This window comes from Muricoccus roseus, from assembly GCF_900141905.1.
GTDB classification, from domain to species: domain Bacteria; phylum Pseudomonadota; class Alphaproteobacteria; order Acetobacterales; family Acetobacteraceae; genus Roseomonas; species Roseomonas rosea.
This window is the reverse complement of record NZ_FQZF01000013.1, coordinates 1-18,718: the sequence shown is the minus strand read 5'-3', so window position 1 is coordinate 18,718 and position 18,718 is coordinate 1. Positions and strand designations below refer to the sequence as shown.

17 protein-coding genes are annotated in these 18,718 nt (G+C 69.9%); 4 read left to right on the top strand and 13 right to left on the bottom strand.

From position 1 onward, the window contains the following. Positions 1–16 precede the first annotated feature (16 nt). The 8 genes from BUB97_RS12175 to BUB97_RS12140 form a co-directional block, all read right to left on the bottom strand. Positions 17–1,639, bottom strand: coding sequence for a (2,3-dihydroxybenzoyl)adenylate synthase (locus tag BUB97_RS12175; protein WP_073135084.1), 1,623 nt, complete (start codon positions 1,637–1,639; stop codon positions 17–19). 272 nt (positions 1,640–1,911) lie between these two features. Then, entirely contained in the window at positions 1,912–2,280 is a 369-nt protein-coding gene (mnhG, locus tag BUB97_RS12170) for a monovalent cation/H(+) antiporter subunit G (protein WP_073135082.1), read from the bottom strand. Continuing rightward, positions 2,277–2,558: a K+/H+ antiporter subunit F gene (locus BUB97_RS12165; protein ID WP_073135080.1), complete on the bottom strand. Its 282-nt coding sequence runs from the start codon at positions 2,556–2,558 to the stop codon at positions 2,277–2,279. The genes mnhG and BUB97_RS12165 overlap by 4 nt, the downstream gene beginning before the upstream one ends. After that, positions 2,555–3,040 (bottom strand): Na+/H+ antiporter subunit E, encoded by a 486-nt coding sequence (locus BUB97_RS12160; protein WP_073135078.1) that lies wholly within the window; start codon positions 3,038–3,040, stop codon positions 2,555–2,557. The genes BUB97_RS12165 and BUB97_RS12160 overlap by 4 nt, the downstream gene beginning before the upstream one ends. Beyond that, positions 3,037–4,641 carry a monovalent cation/H+ antiporter subunit D gene (locus BUB97_RS12155; RefSeq protein ID WP_245818285.1) on the bottom strand — a complete coding sequence of 535 codons (1,605 nt, stop codon included), beginning with the start codon at positions 4,639–4,641 and terminating at the stop codon, positions 3,037–3,039. The genes BUB97_RS12160 and BUB97_RS12155 overlap by 4 nt, the downstream gene beginning before the upstream one ends. Then, the gene (locus BUB97_RS12150) at positions 4,638–4,982 is read right to left on the bottom strand and encodes a Na+/H+ antiporter subunit C (RefSeq protein WP_073135077.1); all 345 of its coding nucleotides are present in this window, start codon (positions 4,980–4,982) and stop codon (positions 4,638–4,640) included. The genes BUB97_RS12155 and BUB97_RS12150 overlap by 4 nt, the downstream gene beginning before the upstream one ends. Then, positions 4,982–7,876 (bottom strand): monovalent cation/H+ antiporter subunit A, encoded by a 2,895-nt coding sequence (locus tag BUB97_RS12145; RefSeq protein WP_073135076.1) that lies wholly within the window; start codon positions 7,874–7,876, stop codon positions 4,982–4,984. Before BUB97_RS12145 ends, BUB97_RS12150 begins: the two co-directional genes overlap by 1 nt. A gap of 64 nt (positions 7,877–7,940) precedes the next feature. Continuing rightward, positions 7,941–8,414 (bottom strand): PTS sugar transporter subunit IIA, encoded by a 474-nt coding sequence (locus tag BUB97_RS12140; protein ID WP_073135281.1) that lies wholly within the window; start codon positions 8,412–8,414, stop codon positions 7,941–7,943. Positions 8,415–8,879: 465 nt separating this feature from the next. On the opposite strand from BUB97_RS12140, the gene BUB97_RS12135 reads away from it, so the two are divergent. Together BUB97_RS12135 and BUB97_RS12130 are read left to right on the top strand one after the other, a co-directional pair. Beyond that, positions 8,880–10,046 carry an iron-containing alcohol dehydrogenase gene (locus tag BUB97_RS12135; protein ID WP_073135074.1) on the top strand — a complete coding sequence of 389 codons (1,167 nt, stop codon included), beginning with the start codon at positions 8,880–8,882 and terminating at the stop codon, positions 10,044–10,046. After that, entirely contained in the window at positions 10,046–11,119 is a 1,074-nt protein-coding gene (locus BUB97_RS12130) for a CaiB/BaiF CoA transferase family protein (RefSeq protein WP_073135073.1), read from the top strand. Before BUB97_RS12135 ends, BUB97_RS12130 begins: the two co-directional genes overlap by 1 nt. A gap of 78 nt (positions 11,120–11,197) precedes the next feature. On the opposite strand, the gene BUB97_RS12125 is transcribed toward BUB97_RS12130, so the two are convergent. Then, positions 11,198–13,291 carry an acetate--CoA ligase family protein gene (locus BUB97_RS12125; RefSeq protein WP_073135071.1) on the bottom strand — a complete coding sequence of 698 codons (2,094 nt, stop codon included), beginning with the start codon at positions 13,289–13,291 and terminating at the stop codon, positions 11,198–11,200. Then, positions 13,288–14,523 carry an acyl-CoA dehydrogenase family protein gene (locus BUB97_RS12120; protein ID WP_217659649.1) on the bottom strand — a complete coding sequence of 412 codons (1,236 nt, stop codon included), beginning with the start codon at positions 14,521–14,523 and terminating at the stop codon, positions 13,288–13,290. Before BUB97_RS12120 ends, BUB97_RS12125 begins: the two co-directional genes overlap by 4 nt. Positions 14,524–14,705: 182 nt before the next feature. Here BUB97_RS12120 and BUB97_RS12115 point away from each other — a divergent pair, with 182 nt between their 5' ends. After that, complete coding sequence (locus BUB97_RS12115; RefSeq protein WP_073135069.1) at positions 14,706–15,458, top strand: IclR family transcriptional regulator; 753 nt, start codon at positions 14,706–14,708, stop codon at positions 15,456–15,458. Positions 15,459–15,564: 106 nt separating this feature from the next. Continuing rightward, on the top strand, positions 15,565–16,551 hold the full coding sequence (locus BUB97_RS12110) for a Bug family tripartite tricarboxylate transporter substrate binding protein (RefSeq protein WP_073135067.1): 987 nt from the start codon (positions 15,565–15,567) through the stop codon (positions 16,549–16,551). A gap of 58 nt (positions 16,552–16,609) precedes the next feature. On the opposite strand, the gene BUB97_RS12105 is transcribed toward BUB97_RS12110, so the two are convergent. From BUB97_RS12105 to BUB97_RS12095, 3 genes are all read right to left on the bottom strand, one after another. Then, positions 16,610–17,608, bottom strand: coding sequence for a Bug family tripartite tricarboxylate transporter substrate binding protein (locus tag BUB97_RS12105; RefSeq protein WP_073135065.1), 999 nt, complete (start codon positions 17,606–17,608; stop codon positions 16,610–16,612). An 81-nt stretch (positions 17,609–17,689) separates the two neighbouring features. Then, positions 17,690–18,349 carry a TetR/AcrR family transcriptional regulator gene (locus BUB97_RS12100; RefSeq protein ID WP_086062150.1) on the bottom strand — a complete coding sequence of 220 codons (660 nt, stop codon included), beginning with the start codon at positions 18,347–18,349 and terminating at the stop codon, positions 17,690–17,692. A gap of 178 nt (positions 18,350–18,527) precedes the next feature. Then, the coding region (locus BUB97_RS12095) for a transposase (RefSeq protein WP_175562593.1) at positions 18,528–18,718 on the bottom strand (191 nt) is incomplete at its 5' end.

The window sequence follows — 18,718 nt, the reverse complement described above, 5'->3', positions numbered from 1 at the left end:
CCGCCATTCCTCCCGTTCAGCTCACACCGTCCTCGGCCATCAGCCGCGTGCGCAGGCGGGCGCGCAGCTCCTTTCGGCTGACCTTCCCGGCCGCCGTCGTCTCGAAGGAGTCCACCAGCACGATCTGGTCCGGCACCTTGAAGGCCGCGATCGCGCGCCCGCGCATCCAGGCCTTCAGCGCGGCCGGGCGCGGGCGCTCGCCGCGCGGGATGATGAAGGCGCAGCTGCGCTCCCCGAGGAACTCGTCGGGGACGGACACCACCGCGGCATCGAAGACCTGGGGGTGGGCGAGGAGGTGATCCTCCACCTCCTCCGCCGAAATCTTCTCGCCGGCGCGGTTGATATGGTCGCCCGCCCGCCCCTGCACGACGAGGTAGGCCCGCTCCGTGCGGCGCACGATGTCGCCGGTACGGTAGAAGCCGTCGAGCGTGAAGGACCGCGCATTCGCGGCCTCGTCATTATGGTAGGCGCGGATGGTGTAGGGCCCGCGCGTGAGGAGATAGCCCGGCTCGCCCTCCGGTACGCGCTCGCCGATATCATCGACGATCAGCACCTCGTCATCGGGGCAGATGGGACGGCCCTGGGTTTCCAGCACGATCTCATCGGGATCGTCGAGGCGGGTGTAGTTCACCAGCCCCTCGGCCATGCCGAAGACCTGCTGCAGCTTGCAAGGCAGTCCTTCCCGGACCCGGCGCGCCGCCTCGGGGGTGAGCTTCGCGCCGCCCACCAGCAGCACCTCCAGGCTGGAAAGGTCGTGCTTGCCCGCCGCCGCGGCCTGTGCCCAGAGCAGGGCGAGCGGCGGCACGAGGCCGGTGATCGTCACGCCTTCGCCTTCGATCAGCGGAAAGGCCGCCTCGGGGCTCGGCGTCGGGCTGAGGACGACGCGCGCACCGGCATACAGCGCCCCCATATGGCCCGGCGAGCTCATTGGGAAGTTGTGGGCTGCGGGCAGCGCGACGAGGAAGACGCTCTCCGGCCTGACGCCGCAGATCTCGTTGCTGGCGCGGAAGCTGTAGATGTAGTCGTCATGCGTGCGCGGGATGAGCTTGGAAAGGCCGGTCGTGCCACCGGATATCTGCAGGAAGGCGACGCTGGACGGGTCCGGGTCGCCGGGCAGAGCCGCCCGGTCGCCATCCAGGGCATCGAAGGGCGTGAACTCGGCCGCATCGCCCACGATGACCACCCGCAGATCCGGGCGCGCAGCGCGCAGATCACGCGCGAGGCCACGATAGTCGAAGCCCTCCTGCCGCTCCGCGGCCACATAGGCTGCGGCCTCCGCCCTGGCGACGAAATGCGCGATTTCGGTAAGGCGGTGGGCCGGCAGCGCATAGACGGGCACCAGCCCCGCCCGGAACAGGCCGAAGACGACGGCGAAGAACTCCGGGATGTTGCCGAGCTGCACGACGACACGGTCGCCCGGCCGCAGCCCCAGGGCGAGAAAGCCGGCTGCCGCCCGTTCGGCGCGGGCATGGAGCTCCGCATAAGTCCAGCGCTGGCCACCGCCGATGATCGCCTCCGCCCCGGGCCGCTCCTCGGCCCGCTGGCGCAGGAAGCCGGGGAAGGTCTCGCCCCGCCAGTAGCCGGCCGCGCGATAGCGTGCCGCGAAGTCGGAGGGCCATTCCTGTCGCAACGGAATCAAGGCAGAGGTCCATCCTGAGCGTTCCGGCGGTGGCGCGGAACCGGCGCGGGCAGCGGTCTCGCGGCGCCCACCCGTATTGATAGTCATTCTCATTATTCCCGCAGATTGCGGGATGCAAGTGGTGGAAGCCGCAGCCCCCTTCACCGAGAGGTGAAGCGGCGCGGATGCTCCATAGAACCTCGGCCTCGCAGGCCCGGCGCGAGGAGCAGCCGCCGTTTGGCAGGCTGTCCGCCGTCCACATGCCTGCCCTCCGGGCTCCCGGCCCGACCCGGTTAGGAGGGTCGATCCTCAGGGGGAGACGGCTCGGAAGGCACCTCCGGGCTGCCCTCCAGCCTGTCCCTGTGCAAGGCCGCGCGACCTACCAGCATCAAGGTCACCGGCATGGTGACGAGCAGAAGGATCCCGATCAGCACCTCATGCACCACCAGCCGGCTCTGCAGCACGGAGAAGAAGATCATCGAGGCGAGGAGAATAAAGGCCATGCCACAGGAGGTTGCGATGGTCGGCGCGTGCAGGCGCTCGTAGAAGCTCCTCAGGCTGAGCAGGCCTATCGAGCCGGCCAGCGCCAGTCCGGCGCCCAGCAACAGAAGCGCGGCGACTGGCAGGGCCGCCCATAGGGGCAGGTCGGCGGCATGGCTCATTCGATCACCTCCCCCCGCATCAGGAACTTCGCCAGCGCGGCCGTGCTCACGAAGCCGAGCAGCGCGATCACGAGAGCGATCTCGAAGTAGATGTCGGTGCCTGAGCGGATGCCGAAGGTCAGGAGCAGCAACATTCCGTTGACGTAGAGGGTGTCCAACCCAACGACCCGGTCCTGCGCCCGGGGGCCCAGCAACACACGCAGCGCGCAACAGACAAATGCAATCCCCAGCATGACCTGGGTGCCGAGGAGCGACCACTGAAGCACGGCCTGGCTCATTGAAAGATCTCCATCAGCGGCTCCTCGTATCGCTCCTGGACGATGCGGGCCCAACTGGCCTCGTCGATGAGATCGAGGACGTGAAGCAGCAGCCAGCCCTCCTCGGAGTCGAACTCCAGCCAGGCGGTCCCGGGAGTCGCGGTCAGGATGACGGCCAGGACGGCAAGTGCCTGCGGGTCCCGCAAGGCCAGCTGGATGCGAACGAAGCCGGAGCGCCGGTCCTTCCGCCGGAAGAGGATGACCTGTGCGACGCCGAGATTCGACCGGATCACGTCCACGGCGACGTGCCTGGCAAGGCGGAGTATGGCGCCCAGCCGGCGCACACGGACCGTGTCGGGGCGCAGCAGGGCGAAGGCCCAGCCGCCCAGCACCGCCACGACGGCGCCGACCAGTGCCGGACCCGGCTTCACCGTCTGCTGCATCAGCAGCCACATGATGAGCAGCCCTGCCGAGAGCAATGGATGCGGCAGCAGCGCCTTCATGGCCGCGCCTCCATCACGCCCCGCACGTACTCGCGTGGCGTGTGCAGGGACTCCGCCGCGGCCTGCATGTAGCGTGTCGTCGGCCCCGCCGCCGCCGTCATGGCGACGCAGAGTCCGATCAGCATCAACACCGGTGCGATCTCCACCACGCCGACGAGGGGAACGCTACGAGTATTCGCCCAAAGACTGCGGATACCGGCGCGCGCCATGGCCAGCACGGTGGCGAAGCCCGAGAGAACCAGCGCCACCAGCAGCGCCCAGCCGCCGAGCGAGAGCGAAGGCGGCCCCTCGCCCAGCCCGACCGGATTCAGGATGCCGCTGAGCATGGCGAACTTCCCGATGAAGCCGGACAGTGGCGGCAGACCCGCCAGGACCAGGGCGCAGCACATGAAGGATATGCCGAGGACGGCCATGGTGGCGGGAATGACGGTCCCAACCTCGTTCGTCTCCTCCTCCTCCTCCTCGCCTTCCCCGTCGCCGAAGGCTTCGAGCGTGACGGCCAGAACATCGGCGCCGACCTCGCGGCCGCGCTCCAGCAGCTCGATCAGCAGGAACAGGGCGCCGATCGCCAGAGCCGAGCTGGCGAGGTAGATCAGGGCACCGCCCGTGACCGCCACCTGCCCGGCGCCGATCGCCGCCAGCAGCGTGCCGGAGGAGATGAGCACGCAGCCTCCGGCGAGGCGGGACAGGTCCTGCGTCGCGAGCACCGAGACGGCGCCGAAGCCGATGGTCATGATCCCGCCGGCCAGCAGCCAGGTCCCGCCGAAGCCGGCCGAGGCGCCGGCATCCTCGCCGAACAGCAGCAGGGACAGGCGCAGTATGGCATAAACGCCAACCTTGCTCATCAGGGAGAAGATGGCGGCGGCGGGCGGGCTGGCGGCGGCGTAGGTTGGCCCCAGCCAGAAGCCCAGCGGCCACATGGCCGCCTTCGTCAGGAACGCCATGCCGAGAATGGCCGCGCCCGCTTCCAGCAGGGGCCGGTTTTCCGCCGGTAGCGCCGGGATGCGGCTGGCGAGGTCAGCCATGTTCAGCGTTCCGGTCACTCCATAGATCATGGAGACGCCGATCAGGAACAGCAGCGAGGCCGCGAGATTGATGGAGATGTAATGAAGCCCGGCCTTCACGCGGGCGATGCCGGAGCCATGCAGCGCCAGGCCGTAGGAAGCCGCCAGCAGCACCTCGAAGAACACGAAGAGGTTGAACAGGTCGCCTGTGAGGAACGCGCCGTTCAGCCCCATCAGCTGGAACTGGAACAGCGCGTGGAAATGCGGGCCCATCCGCTGCCAGCGCGTGAGGGAGAACAGGAGCGCCGAGAGGCCCAGCACCGCGGTCAGCACCAGCATCAAAGCCGCGAGCCGGTCCACCACCAGCACGATGCCGAAGGTCACGGGCCAATTACCCAGGCGGTAGATGCTGACCGCACCGCCCAGATGCGCCTGCCAGGCCAGCATGACGGCGAACGCCACCAGTGCCAGCGCGGAGGCGATCCCCAGCGCAGCGCGCAGCCGGCCGCGCTGGTCTTCCATCGGGATCATGATCGCGCCAGCCAGCAGCGGCACGGCGATGGGCAGGATCGCGAGGTGCTGCATCCAGCCGCTCACCGGCCCGGGCCCCTTCCGTCCACATGGTCGCCGCCCGTCAGCCCACGGGAAGCGAGCATGACGACGAGGAACAGCGCCGTGGTGGCGAAGCCGATGACGATGGCGGTCAGCACCAGGGCTTGTGGCAAGGGGTCGGCGAAGACGGCCGGATCCCCCGATGTGCCGGGGTCCAGGATCGGCGGCCGGCCCACGGGAAAGCGGCCCATGCTGAAGATGAACAGGTTCACCGCGTAGGAGAGCAGGGACAGGCCGATGATCAGCTGGAAGGTGCGCGGCCGCATCAGCAGCCACACGCCAGACCCGCCGAGCACGCCGATGGAGATCGCCAGAATGAGTTCCATCAATCGTCTCCTGCGGTCACGGGGCTGGGGGCTGCGCGCTCCGGCAGGACAGGGCGGGCCGGCTTCGGGTTGCGCACGGATTGGTGCGCGATGGCGATCAGCATCAGCACCGTCGCGCCGAAGACCAGGGCGAAGACGCCGAGGTCGAAGAGCACCGCGCTGGCCATCGGCAGCTTGCCGAGCCAGCCCAGATCCGCATAGGCGAAGTAGGAGGTCAGGAAGGGGCGCCCCGCCACCGTGGCGGCGGCGCCGGTGCCCGCCGCGAGCAGCAGGCCGGCGCCCATCCAGCGCAGCGGGTGTACGCGCAGGTGATCATCCACCCAGCGCGTTCCACCTGCCATGTATTGCAACAGGATGGCCACCGACATCATCAGCCCTGCCGCGAAGCCGCCACCGGGCAGGTCATGCCCGCGCAGCAGCAGGAAGATCGCGACGGCGCCGATGACGGGGAACATGAGCTTCATGATGACGCCGGGCACCAGCAGCCAGTCCCCTTCCCGCCCCTGCTGCTGGTCCGGCATCCCGATGCTCTCGGGCGCCGGGCGGAAGCGGCGCAGCAGCGCGAAGACGGTCAGCGCAACGATGCCGAGGACGGTGATCTCGCCCAGCGTGTCAAAGCCCCGGAAGTCCACGAGGATGACGTTGACGACGTTGGTCCCGCCGCCTTCCGTGTAAGCCCGTTCCAGAAAGTCGCGGGAAAGGCCATCGGGCGAGGGACGGGTCATGGTGGCATAGGACACGGCCGTCAGCCCGGCGCCGGCGGCGACCGCGATGACAAGGTCCCGCGCGCGGCGCAGCCGCGGCAGCAGGGCCCTGGATGTGTCGGAGAACTCCACCCGCTTCGGCAGCCAGCGCAGGCCGAGCAGCAGCAGCACCGTCGTCACCACCTCCACCAGCAGCTGCGTCATCGCCAGGTCCGGCGCGGAGAACCAGACGAAGGTGAGGCAGGTCGCCAGGCCCGCCCCCCCCAGCAGTACAAGGGCTGCCAGGCGGTGGTACTTGGCCTGGTAGGCGGCGGCGACGGCACAGCCGGCTCCAACCAGCCAGATCAACGCCACGACCGGATCCGCCCGCGTCAGCGTGACGCCGCCCAGGCGCAGGCCATAGGGCAGCAGGGCCATCGCCGCGGCGAGGAAGGTGCCGCAGACCATCAGCCGCAGCTGCATTTGCAACCGGCTGGTTCCCAGCAGGCGCTCCAGCGTGCGGGCGAAGCGCCAGGAGAGAAAGACCATCGTGCGGTCGAAGATCCGGCGAGCGTCCAGCCCGCGGATCAGCGGCGTGCCCTCCACGCCCGCGCTGAGGTGGCGCTGCAACAGGCGGTAGAGCAGCACGCCGATCGCGAGGGCGCAGAGGCTCATCACCAGCGGCAGGTTGAAGCCGTGCCAGACCGCAAGGCTGTATTCCGGCGTGTCGCCCCGCAGGACCGAGCGGACCGCCACATCCAGGTAGGGGCCGATGGTCGCGGCGGGCAGGATCCCGACCACCATGCAGAGGAAGACCAAGACTTCCACCGGCACGCGCATCCATTGCGGCGGCTCGTGCGGGGTGCGCGGCAGGTCGCTCGCATCCGGGCCGAAGAAGGCGCCGTGGATGAAGCGCAGGGAATATGCGACCGCCAGGGCACTGGCCACCAGCGCCGCGATGGGCAGCACGGCGTGCAGCGCGGTGGGGGCGGAGGTGGCGGTCAGCGCCTCGGTGAAGAACATCTCCTTGGAGATGAAGCCGTTCAGCAGCGGCACCCCGGCCATGGAGGCGGCGGCCACCAGCGCCAGCCGTGCCGTGAAGGGCATGGACCGGTTGAGGCCGGACAGGCGCCGGATGTCGCGCGTGCCGGTCTCATGGTCGATAATGCCTGCGGCCATGAACAGCGAGGCCTTGAAGGTCGCGTGGTTCATGGTGTGGAAGATGGCAGCCACCATCGCCAGCGGGCTGTTCAGACTCAGCAGCAGGGTGATGAGCCCGAGATGGCTGATGGTGGAGTAGGCCAGCAGCCCCTTCAGGTCATGCTGGAAGATCGCGACATAGGCGCCCAGCAGCAGGGTGACCATGCCGCAGGTGCCCAGGATCCAGAACCACGCATCCGTGCCGGCCATGACCGGCCAAAGCCGCGCCAGCAGGAAGATCCCGGCCTTCACGAGCGTCGCGGAGTGCAGATAGGCCGAGACCGGCGTGGGCGCGGCCATGGCCTGCGGCAGCCAGAAATGGAACGGGAACTGCGCGCTTTTGGTCAGCGCGCCCAGCAGGACCAGCACCAGCGCGGGCAGGTAGAGCGGGTGGTCGCGGATGACGTCGCCCGCCGCCAGCACGCGGTCGAGGTCGTAGGAGCCGACAATATGGCCGAGCAGCAGCATGCCGGCGAAGAGCGCCAGCCCACCCCCGGCGGTGACCGTCAGCGCGATACGCGCGCCGTCCCGCGCCGCGGCCGAGTGCTGCCAGTAGCCGATCAAAAGGAACGAGAAGAGGCTGGTGAGTTCCCAGAAAAAGACGAGCTGGATCAGGTTGCCCGAGAGCACTAGCCCCATCATCGAACCCATGAAGAACAGCAGGAACGAAAAGAAGCGCGGGATCGGGTCGTCCGGCGACATGTAGTAGCGGGCGTAGAGCACGACCAGAAAGCCGATACCCGTCACCATGGCGGCGAAGACAGAGGCCAGACCATCCATGCGCAGCACGAAGGTGAGGCCGAGCTCCGGCGCCCAGGGCAGTTCCAGCCGCGGCACTTCCCCCTGGGATACCGACGGCCAGAGCAGCCACACCATGATGAGCGACAGGAGCGCCACGCCGCCGGCGAGCCAGGATTCGAGGTTACGCCGGTTGCGCGGCAACAGCGCCACGATCAATGCGCCGAGATAGGGGAAGCCGATGGCAGCCGAAAGGGAGAGGGCGTCGGGCACCAGGCGCCGTCCTTGTTCTGGGGTACGTAGGGGGCGGGCCGTCCAGCTTGGCCCGCGATTGGGATCAGGGCTGCGGGTCGCGGTCCTGCTGGTCCGCTGCCTGCAACATCGCCAGCGCCTCGGCCGCCGAGCGGGCCTGACGCAGCTGACGCGGCAGGTGGTCGTCGCGCAGCGCACGGCAGATGCCGGAAAGGGCGGGCAGGAACCCCTCCGAGGCGGATTCCGGCCACAGCACGAGAAAGACGAGGTCCACGGGCTCGCCGTCCCGCGCGTCGAGGTCGATGGGCCGGTTCAGACGGGCCAGGATCGCCAGGGGCTCCTGCAGCCAGCTCAGCCGCGTATGCGGCAGCGCAACCCCGCGCCCGAGCGCGGTGGAGCCCAGCTTCTCCCGCGCCAGCAGCGCCTGGAGAATATCGTCCTTCGGGTGCCCCAGCCGGCTCGCGGCTTCGGTCGAGAGCATGTCGAGCAGCTCCGCCTTGTTCGCGGGCCCGAGACTCAGGATGCCTTCGGCGGCAGGGAACAGGTCTGCGATCGCCATGATGTACTCCGGGGTTGCGATGGCACCGGGGCGGCGGCGCATGGCTACGCCCCGCTGCCCGCCATCCTCTTAGCAGGCGATACCCGGCTCCGGGGGCCCCTGGCACGCCGGAATCTGAAGACGCCGTCATTTATTCCGCCCGGCCCTCACATTGGCGCGAGTTCGCCGACGTCGTTCGACAGGCCGGCCGGAAGAAGCGTGCTGCCGGCATGGGCGATCATCTGTCTCGTCCCGCTGCGCCGGCCTAACCTCCGGACGGGCACGGAGAACTTCCTTGCTGAGCTTTCACTGAATGTTTGGCCGCAGGCTGATCACGACCTCTGCCGCTAAGGAGTGGCGAACTCCCCTCGATCTTTATGCGCCCTGACACTTCCCGCGGGCGATCGTTCCTACGACCCATTGGTGCAATCTGCATTTCCTCGTAGGAATCAGCACAACAACCCGCTCATAAGGACGAGGGAGCGAATGGCCGATCCTGCACTGTCACGCTTCGGCATCGGCCGGCCGAACCCCGCCCTTTTCGGCCCCGGCCGCATCGCGCAACTCGGGGAAGGGCTGCGCGGACTGGGCGCCCGGCGCGTGCTCCTGGCCTCCGATGCCGGATTGCGGGCGGCAGGGCTGGTGGACCGCGTCGCCGACCTGATCAAAGGCGCCGACTTTCCGGTGGAGGTCTTCGCGGGCGTCCCCCCCAGCCCGCGCGAGGCGGAGGTGGAGGCCATCCACGCGCTCTGGCAGGACAGCGGATGCGACGCCATCGTGGCACTGGGCGGCGGGAGCACCATCGACGCGGTCAAGGGCGCCTGCCTGCGCCATTTCACAGGCCGCTCACTGGACAGCCTCTTCGATGACGGCATCCAGGAGACCCCGCGGCAGCCCCTGCGCTTCGTCGCGGCTCCCACCACCTCCGGCACGGGCAGCGAGACGACGCTGGGCGCGGTGCTGAAGACACCCCGCCGCAAGCTCGTGCTGCGGAGCGAGCACCTGCGTCCCGCCCTGACCATCCTGGGCCCGGAACTGGTGGCCAGCCATCCCCCACGCGCCACGGCCGCGACGGGGCTGGACGTGCTGATGCACGCGATCGGCGTGCTCACCTCCAACCGCCCACACCCCATCGGCGACATGGTCGGGGCCGAATCCATGCGTCGCGCTTGCGCCCATCTTGTCCTGGCGGTGGCGAATGGGCAGGACCTCGCCGCGCGATCCGAGGTGATGCTGGCCAGCTATCTGGCCGACCACGGTATCACGCTGAAGGGGTTGGACGCGATCCACGGCCTCTCCACCCCGGTCGAGTCCCTGGCGGATTGCACGCATGCCGACTCCCTCGGCGTGATCTTTCCGCATGTTATGCGGTTCAACATGCCGGCGGCGGCCGCGCGCTACGCATGGATCGCGCACATGATCGGCGCGGCGGAGGCCGGCGCGACGGAGGACGAGGCCGCGCTGGCGCTGGTGGCGCACCTGACCGCGCTGCGCGACCGCTTCGGCATGCCGGACCGGCTCAGCGCGCTGGGCGTGGAGCGCTCCATGATCCCGGAACTGGCGCGGCAGGCCCAGCTGAGCGCCGCGACGCGCGGCAATCCCCGCCCGCTGGATACCGCGGATGCCGCCGCGCTGTATGAGAGGATGATCTGATGCCCGGTCCTCTGCACGGCCTGCGCGTGCTCGACTTCTCGGAGCTTCTGCCCGGCCCTTTTCTCACGGGCTGCCTGGCCGAGCTCGGCGCCGAGGTGCTGAAGGTGGAACGACCGCCTGCCGGCGATCCGGTGCGGCGGATGTCACCCGGCGTCTTCGGGGCCGTGAACCGGGGCAAGCGCAGCGCGCTGATCGACCTGAAGCAGCCGGAAGGCCGCGAAAAGGCCCGCGCGCTGGCAGCAGATCACGACGTGCTGGTGGAGAGCTTCCGCCCCGGCGTCATGGCACGCCTGGGGCTGGGATATGCGGAGTTGGCCGCCATCAACCCGCGGCTGATCTACGCCTCCCTCAGCGGCTACGGGCAGGACGGGCCCTTCGCGGCCGTACCCGGCCATGATCTCAACTATCTGTCCGCGGCGGGGATGCAGGCCCTGTCGGGCGGCGGTGCGGGCGTCCCGGTGGCGGATCTCTGCGGTTCCGTCTACGGGCTGGCGGGCGTGCTCGCCGCCCTGTTGCAGCGCGGCGTGACGGGGCGGGGGCAGTTCCTCGACGTCTCGCTGACCGAATGTGCCCTGCACTGGATGAACCCGCGCCTCGGTCGTTTCGCGGGCGCGGGGGCGGATACGCTGGAGGCGCAGCGCCGCCTGTCCCTCGCCCGCCCGGGCTACGGCGTGTTCCCCTGCCGGGACGGCCGCGCGATCAGCATCGGCGCGCTGGAGGACCACTTCTGGACCCGCCTCGCCGCGGCCCTGCAGCTTGCGCCCTTCGACACGGCCGAGCACGCGCGCATGGCCCAGCGCGCCCCGCAGACCGAGGCGATTAACGCGCTGATCGCGACCCGCTGTGCCGAGGAGGACAGCGCCGGGCTGCTGGACCGTCTTCTCGCCGCCGATGTGCCCGCCGCCCCGGTGCTGGCGCCCGCCGAGCTGGCCGGCTTCCCCCAGTTCCTGGCGCGGGGCGCGATGCAGGAAACCGAATTGGGCCCCCTCGCCCGCTTTCCCGTGCGGCTGGAGGGAATGGAACCGCTGGGCGCGGCACCGCCGCTGGATGGCCGGGCGGAGGCAGCCCCGTAAGCGACACGCTGCCGGCGCGCATCGCGCGGGACTTGGAGAACAAGGTCGCGATCATCGCGGCCGCCGTGACAGCGCGCGTCACCCGCGCAGCGTCACCACCGCGTCCAGCACCCAGGCGCCCTCCCCTCTCGCGCCGACGCGCAGCGGGTTGATCTCGATCTCCTCGATTTCTCCCGGCCGCGCCTCCACCAGGGCAGACACCGCCGCCATGGCTGCGCAAAGCGCCTCCACGTCACAGGCTGCCGCACCGCGCAGTCCTTCGAGGAGCGGGAAGCCGCGCAGCTCCCGCAGCATCCTCCCGGCCTCGGCGGCGTCCACCGGCAGGAGCCGGCGGGTGACATCCCGCAGCAACTCCACATGCACCCCTCCGAGGCCGCAGGTCATCACATGGCCGAGCACCGGGTCGCGCGAAACAGAGAGCAGGATCTCCTGCCCCCCCGGGGGCGCCATCCGCTCCACCAGCGCGCCGTCGATCCGTGCAGCCGGCTGATGCGCCCGGGCGGCCTTGATGACGGCCCCGACCGCCGCCCCGGCCTCCTCCGCCGTCCGGAGCCCCAGCACCACGCCGCCGACATCGGATTTGTGCAGAATGTCGGCGCTGGCGACCTTCACGGCGACGGGAAAGCCCAGCCTGGGGGCGAGCGCCACGGCTTCCGCCTCCGAGCGGACGACCGCGCCGTCCGGCACGGCAAGGCCTGCGCCGCGCAGCATCGCTTTGCCCTCCGCCTCGGACAGGGTTCTGGTCGGCCCCTCCGGCACGCCCGCGCCGAGGCCTTCGGGCATCCTGCCCGCCTCCCACGCGCCGCGGTCGATGAAGCGGCGGAACGCCTTGGCCGCGTTGCGCAGGCTGCGGATCGGCACCATCCCCGCTCCGGCGAAATGCCGGTAGGCCGCGCCGGTCCGTTCGCTCATCCAGACCGGGACGAGCGGGATGGGCGACCGGAGCTGTGCGGCCGCCATCCGCTCCGCCACGACCTGCGAGACGGGGCCGTAATCCAGCGGCATGGGCAGCATGACCAGCGACACGGCCGGGTCGTTCGCCACCGCGGCGAGCGTCTCCTCGATCACGGCGGGATTGGTCAGGGTGACAGTCGTGGTATCCACCGGGTTGCCGAGCGCGGCATAGGAAGGAAGCTTCTCCGCCAGCAGCACGGTGGTCTCCGGCGCGAACTCGGCCAGAACCAGCCCGGCCTGCCCCACCATATCGGCGGCGAGCGCGCAGGCCCCGCCCGAGGAGCCGAAGACGGCGACCCGCGCGCCGCGCGGCGGCCGGCCGCGTGCGAGAAGCGAGGCGACGTCCACCAGCTCGTCCACGTCATCCACCTCGATGATGCCGAGCTGCCGGAAGGCGGCGCTGTTCACCTCTGCGGAGCCGGTGAGCGAGGCGGTGTGGGACGCGGCGGCCTTCATCCCATATTCCGACCGGCCGACCTTCAGCGCGACGACCGGCTTGCCGGCCTCCGCGGCGGCCCGGGCGGCGGCGAGGAAGCGCGGCCCGTCCTTAATGCCCTCCAGGATGGTACCGATCACCCGCACATCGGGCGCACCGGCCATGTAGTGGATGAAGTCGGCGACCTGCAGGTCCACCTCATTGCCGGTGGAGCACCAGAGGGCGAAGCCGGCGCCGCGCTCCACGGACTGGATCAGGTTCCGCCCGAGCCCGCCGCCCTGCGTCGCCAGCCCGATCGGGCCGGGGCGCAGGTCATCCTTGAAGGCGGGGGAGAAGGTGAAGCCGAGGCGCTTGTTGATGTTCGTCACCCCCGGGCAGTTCGGCCCGTAGAGGCGCATCCCCGTGGACTGCGCGAGCACCTTCATCTCCGCCTCGACGGCGCGGCCCTCCTCGCCCGTCTCGCCGAAGCCGGAGGTGAGGATGACGCAGATCCTTACCCCGAGGGCGGCGCATTCCCGCAGCGCCTCCATGACGCCCGCGGCGGGCACGGCGATGATCGCCAGCTCCGGCGCGGAAGGCAGGTCCGCGACGCGCCTGTGGCAGGGCAGGCCCCGGATCTCCGGCCGCGACGCGTTCACAAGGTGCAGCGTGCCGCGGAAGTCCGAATGGTCCAGGATATTGGCGAGGGTGCGGCCGCCCACGCTCGCGGCGCGCTCGGAAGCGCCGACCAGCACGACGGAGCGCGGGTCGAAGAGCGGGGCGAGGTCGGAGAAGCCGCTCATGTCAGCGCCGAGAGTCCGAGGATCTCTCGCCCGGCGATGAGCGTCTGGATCTCCGTCGTCCCCTCCGGGATCATGCCGCCGCGGGTGTCGCGGAAGATGCGCTCGATCGGGTAGTCGGTCGAATAGCCGAGCCCTCCATGCACCTGGAGGGCCATGTTCGCCACCTCATGCGCCGCCTCGGTCGCGTAGAGCTTGGCGATGGAGCATTCGGTGCGGGCGTCGCGCCCACGGTCCAGGGCGATGGCGGCGTTGTAGGCCAGGGCGCGCGCCGCCTCGGTCCGGATGGTCATGTCCACGATATGCTTCTGGATCAGCTGGAAGCTGCCGATCGGCTTGCCGAACTGCTTGCGGGTCCTCGCATACTCCACCGAGAGGTCCAGCGCCGCCTGCGCGGCGCCGACCGCGCCCATGGCGATGTTCACCCGCGCGGCATTCAGCCCCTTGAGGACGTTGCGAAAGGCACCGCCCTCTTCGCCCAGCAGATTCTCCCGGGGGATCGTCACGTCCGTGAAGCCGAGCTCGGCCGTGCCGGTGCAGCGCAGCACCATCGTATCCAGCGGCCGCACGTCGTAGCGCGCCAGATCCCGCTCCACGATAAAGGCGGAGAGCTGCCCGTCGCAATCTGGGCTGAAGGTGCGGGCGATGACGATCGCGAAATCGGCGTTGGTGCCGTTGGTGATCCACATCTTCCGCCCGTTCAGGACGTAGGTGTCGCCCTTGCGGTCCGCGCGCGCCTGCACGCCGGCGGCATTGGAGCCGGTATCGGGCTCCGTCAGCCCGAAGCAGGCCTGGCGGCGGTTCTCCAGCAGCGGCCGCAGGAAGCGCTCATGCTGTTCCGGCGTGCCGTGGGCATGCAGGCGGTTGATCGCGCCGTTGGTGATGTTCACGAGGGTGCGGAGCGACATCCAGTAGTAGCCCGTCTGCTCCAGCAGCATCCCCCAGGTGACATAGTCCAGCCCGAAGCCGCCATCCGCCTCCGGCAGGCGGCCCCCGAGATAGCCGAACTCCGCCAGCTCGCCGAGGATCTCGAAGGGAAAGGTCTTCGCGGCCTCGTGCCCGTTGATCAGGGGGACGACACGGCGCTCCATGAACCGGCGCACATTGTCTCGAAGCAATTCCTGCTCCGGGGTGAGGTCAATGGCCATGCAGACCTCCGCGCCGGCCAGCCGCGCCCGGATGTCGCGATCGGTGATCCCCTCGCCCAAGGCGCGCCATACCCGCTTCCTTCCCATCGCCGGGCGTTTCCCGCCCTGGCATCCCGCTCAAGTGAAGCCATGGTAGCGGGGGTTACTTTAGAGTCAACGCTTCATCGCGGAGGTTACGCCCGTCCGAGCGATGCCAGCCTGGAAAGCGGGCGGCCGCTCGTCTAACGGCATGGCGCAGCGGATCCCCCTCCCCAGCTCCTGGAACCCCAATGCCGACCACCGTTCCGGCGACCCTGCGCACCCTGGCCGTCTTCGAGATCTTCGCCCGGGAGCAGCGCGATCTTTCCAATGCCGAGATCGCCCGTCTGATCGGCTTGCCGGAGAGCAGCACCTCGGACCTGCTGCACACGCTGCACGAGGCCGGATACCTGCTCCGCACCGTCCGCTCGCGCCGTTTCTACCCCACGCGCCGCCTGCTCGACGTGGCGCGCCAGTCCGCGGAGCGGGACCCGATCGCCACCTTCGCGGCGGATGCGATCGCGGCCCTGAGTGAGCGGACGGGCGAGACGGCCATCTGCGGCCGGCCGGACAGGATGCGGGTGCAGGTGGTCGCCATCCAGGAGGGGAGCCACCCCCTGCGATACATGCTGCGCGCGGGCGAGCGCCTGGCCATGCACGCCTCCGCACTCGGCAAAGCGCTGCTCGCGCTGATGCCGCCGGAGGAGATGCGCCGCGCCATCCGCGCCCGCCCCCTCCGGCAACTCGGCCCGGCCGCCATCACCGATCCCGGCCGGCTGGAAGCCTCCATTGAGGAGGTGCGGGCGCGCGGCTGGGCCTGGGTGGCCGACGAGGCCGGCGAAGGCGTGGCCGCCATCGCCATCGCCGGCCTCGTCGGGGGGGAGCCCCTGGCCATCTCCCTCGCCGGCCCGACCACGCGGCTCGAGGCCAGCCGTGAGACCTACCGTGCCGCACTGGAGGAGGTGCGCCCCCTCCTCTTCGGGCGTCCCGCCCCCGCCACCTGAAGACGCGCGTTGATTCCCGCATCTCCTCCGGTATCCTGTCGGTCACTCCGATGACTCGGAGGTAACCACAGAAAGCACGGCAGAAAGCCGGAAGCGGGAGGATAGGATGCGGATCACCAGACGGGCTCTCGGCCTCGGCCTGGCGGCGCTCGGCCCCATGGGGGGGCTGAGGGGCGCGGCGGCGCAGGGCGGCTATCCCAGCCGCCCCATCACCTGGATCGTGCCCTTCACCCCCGCCGGCATCACGGATGTCAACTCACGCCTCTTCGCCCGCAAGCTCGGCGGGGCGCTCGGCCAGACCGTCATCATCGACAATCGCCCCGGAGCCGGCGGCACGCTCGGGACGGAGATGGGCGCGCGCGCCGCGCCGGACGGTTACACGATGATCTACGGGACACAGGGCACCCTCGCCACCGCGCCCGCCCTGTTCCGGCGCCTGCCTTATGACCCGCTGCGCAGCTTCATCCCGATCCAGGCGATGTTCGAGACGCCGAACGTGCTCGTGGTGCACCCCTCGCGCCCCTACCGCACGGCACAGGAGCTGATCGCCTATGCCAAGGCGAATCCCGGCAAGGTGAATTTCGGCAGCGCGGGCGTGGGCACCGGTACGCATCTGGCGGCCGTGCTCTTCCAGACCGTCGCGGGCATCGAGATGACGCATGTGCCCTATCCCGGCAGCGGCCCGGCGCTGACGGACCTCATCGCCGGCACGCTCGACATCATGTTCGACTACGCGGTCGCTACGCGGGACCATATCGAGGGGAACCGCCTCCGCCCGCTGCTGGTCACGGCGAAGGAGGCGGTCCCCGCCCTGGCGGAGGTCCCCACCGTGGTCGAGATCGGCCTGGCGGACGCCACCTCCGCAGCCTGGTCCGGCATCCTGCTGCCCGCCGGTTCCCCGCCCGAGGTAGTGGAGAAGCTCGCCGACGCGACGGCCACGGCGATCCGTGACCCGGAGATCCGCCGCGTGGCCGAGGCCAATGGCAGCCGGCCCATGGTCGAGCTGAACCGCGACCGGTTCGCGCGCTTCATCGAGGCCGAGATTCCGCGCTGGACCAGCATCGTCCGGCGCTCCGGCGCGCAGCCCAGCTGAGCGGCGGGAGAGCCGTGACCGCGCCGCCCTCTCCCTGGAGAAGCGGCGCGGGACAGCCTCACTCCATGCGGATACCGGCACTGCGGATCACCGCGCCGATGCTCGACCGCTCGGCCGAGACCGCGGCGGTGAAGTTCTGCGGGCTCAGCCAGGGGGACTGGCCGCCGAGGTCCTTGATGCGCTCCGTGAAGCCGGGGTGGCTCACGGTGCGCCGCAACACATCGGTCAGGTAGGCCATCAGGGCAGGCGGCAGGTCCGGCGGACCGCCCAGCCCGACCCAGGTGGTCATGACGACTCCCGGCACCACGCTGTCCAGGGTGACGGCGCCGGGAAAATCCGGATGGGCCTCCCTCCCCGTCACCGCGATGGCGCGCAGCAAGCCGGCGCGCACGTGAGGCAGGGTGGGGCTGACGCTGTCGGTCATGAAGTCGATCTTGCCGCCGATCAGATCCGCCACGGCCGGGCCGCTGCCGCGATAGGGCACATGCGTCGCCTCGAACCCGCCCTCCTTCTTCAGCATCTCCATGACGATATGCTGCGAGGTGCCCGGCCCCGGCGTGCCGTAGGACAGGGGGTTCCCGCGTGACCTCGCCCGCGCCGCCTCGAGCAGTTGGCGCAGGTCGCGGAAGGGGGAATCCTTCGGCACGACGGTCACCAGCTGGCCGGCCGTCATGCGCGCGATGGCGGTGACGTCCCGCTCGGGGTCACAGGGCACGCGCATCAGCAGGGGGTTGGTGACGACCTGGCCAGGGGTGAGCATCAGCAGCGTATAGCCATCCGCCGGCGCGCGGGCCGTCAGCTCCGTGGCCAGGTTGCCGCCAGCGCCCGAGCGGTTCTCCAGCACCACCTGCTGCCCCAGCAGCTCCGACAGGATGGGGGCCGCGAGCCGGGCGGCGATGTCGGTCGCGCCGCCCGGCGCGAAGCCGATCAGCAGCCGGATGGGCTTGGCGGGATAGCTGGGGGGCGGCTGGACCGCCGACTGCGAAAGGGCATTGGAACACGCGGCAAAGGGGGACGCAGCCCCGAGTGCCAGCAGGCCGCGGCGGGTCCGACGCATACCGGGTCCTCCTCCCGGCCGGCACGCCGCCGGCCACCGCTCTCCGGCGGCGACTTATTGGTCGGAAATGTTACTCCAGAGTCAGGTCTTCTTGTCGGCCCCGACCGACCCGCGCAGCCCGTTCAGCACGAAGCCGGCGAAAGCCTCCCCGATCTGCCGCCCCGTGAGCGGCCCATCCGGCATGTACCAGCGGGCGATGTGGTTGATGGCACCCATGAAGAAGGCGACGGCCAGCTTCGGGTCTCCGGGCGAGATGGAGCCGGCATCCATCGCGGCCTGCACCATGTCGCGCAACGCCCGGTCCGCCTCGCGCATGCGCGCGCGAATGGGCTCGGCATATTCCGGCGGCAGCGAGGTCACGGGCTCGGCCAGCACGGCATAGGAGCCGAGTTCGCTCGTCACCAGATCGATGTAGTGGACGATGTAGAGCCGGAGCCTCTCCAGCGGGTCCTCCGTGGCGGCGAAGGCGGCCTTGCGCGCCTCGGCCCCCGCATCGAAGGCGATCGCCTTCGCCTCGTAGAGGATCTCATGCTTAGTGCGGACATAGCGGTAGAGCGCCGGCTTGGTCACGCCCAGCGCCTCAGCGATCTCCTCCAGCGACGTGTTGTGGAAGCCGCGCCGGCCGAAGGCGCGGGCCGCCTCGCGCACGAGGGCGCGGCGCTTGGTCTCGAACTGGGCCTCGCGCGCGGGGACGGCATCCGCCCAGCGCGCCGGCTTCTTCACGCTTGCCGTCCGGTTCATTCCGCCATCCCGCTTTGCATCATTTGATGGCCTCCCCGGCCGGCCGGCGCAAGCCGGCCTTAGCAGGTCGCTGAATTACTCGGCGTTCTGGAGCGTTTTCCCGTCGGAGGGACCAGCGGCTTTGCGCGTCCGGCCCGTTCCTACGAGCGGCATGGACGCCGGATGCCGGTTTTCGGCTTCATGCTGCCAGCAGCCGGGGCAGTCGGGCCAGGTTGTTGGCGACCATCGTCAGGATGAAGCGGGATCGCACGCGTTCGATGCGACGATAGACGGTCTGGGCCATGCCGCCGACGGTCTTGGCCCAGCCGAAAGCCTCCTCGATGCGCTTGCGGTGTTTCTGGGACAGGGCATGGCTCTCGTGCCGGGTGG

Bases quoted from the DNA above. Each gene is read 5' to 3' on its own strand.
- BUB97_RS12100 (WP_086062150.1), bottom strand. From the start codon at position 18,349: ATGAACCGGACGGCAAGCGTGAAGAAGCCGGCGCGCTGGGCGGATGCC.
- BUB97_RS12115 (WP_073135069.1), top strand. From the start codon at position 14,706: ATGCCGACCACCGTTCCGGCGACCCTGCGCACCCTGGCCGTCTTCGAG.
- BUB97_RS12125 (WP_073135071.1), bottom strand. From the start codon at position 13,291: ATGAGCGGCTTCTCCGACCTCGCCCCGCTCTTCGACCCGCGCTCCGTC.
- BUB97_RS12130 (WP_073135073.1), top strand. From the start codon at position 10,046: ATGCCCGGTCCTCTGCACGGCCTGCGCGTGCTCGACTTCTCGGAGCTT.
- BUB97_RS12150 (WP_073135077.1), bottom strand. From the start codon at position 4,982: ATGGAACTCATTCTGGCGATCTCCATCGGCGTGCTCGGCGGGTCTGGC.
- BUB97_RS12160 (WP_073135078.1), bottom strand. From the start codon at position 3,040: ATGAAGGCGCTGCTGCCGCATCCATTGCTCTCGGCAGGGCTGCTCATC.
- BUB97_RS12165 (WP_073135080.1), bottom strand. From the start codon at position 2,558: ATGAGCCAGGCCGTGCTTCAGTGGTCGCTCCTCGGCACCCAGGTCATG.
- BUB97_RS12140 (WP_073135281.1), bottom strand. From the start codon at position 8,414: ATGGCGATCGCAGACCTGTTCCCTGCCGCCGAAGGCATCCTGAGTCTC.
- BUB97_RS12110 (WP_073135067.1), top strand. From the start codon at position 15,565: ATGCGGATCACCAGACGGGCTCTCGGCCTCGGCCTGGCGGCGCTCGGC.
- BUB97_RS12120 (WP_217659649.1), bottom strand. From the start codon at position 14,523: ATGGGAAGGAAGCGGGTATGGCGCGCCTTGGGCGAGGGGATCACCGAT.
- mnhG (WP_073135082.1), bottom strand. From the start codon at position 2,280: ATGAGCCATGCCGCCGACCTGCCCCTATGGGCGGCCCTGCCAGTCGCC.
- BUB97_RS12135 (WP_073135074.1), top strand. From the start codon at position 8,880: ATGGCCGATCCTGCACTGTCACGCTTCGGCATCGGCCGGCCGAACCCC.
- BUB97_RS12105 (WP_073135065.1), bottom strand. From the start codon at position 17,608: ATGCGTCGGACCCGCCGCGGCCTGCTGGCACTCGGGGCTGCGTCCCCC.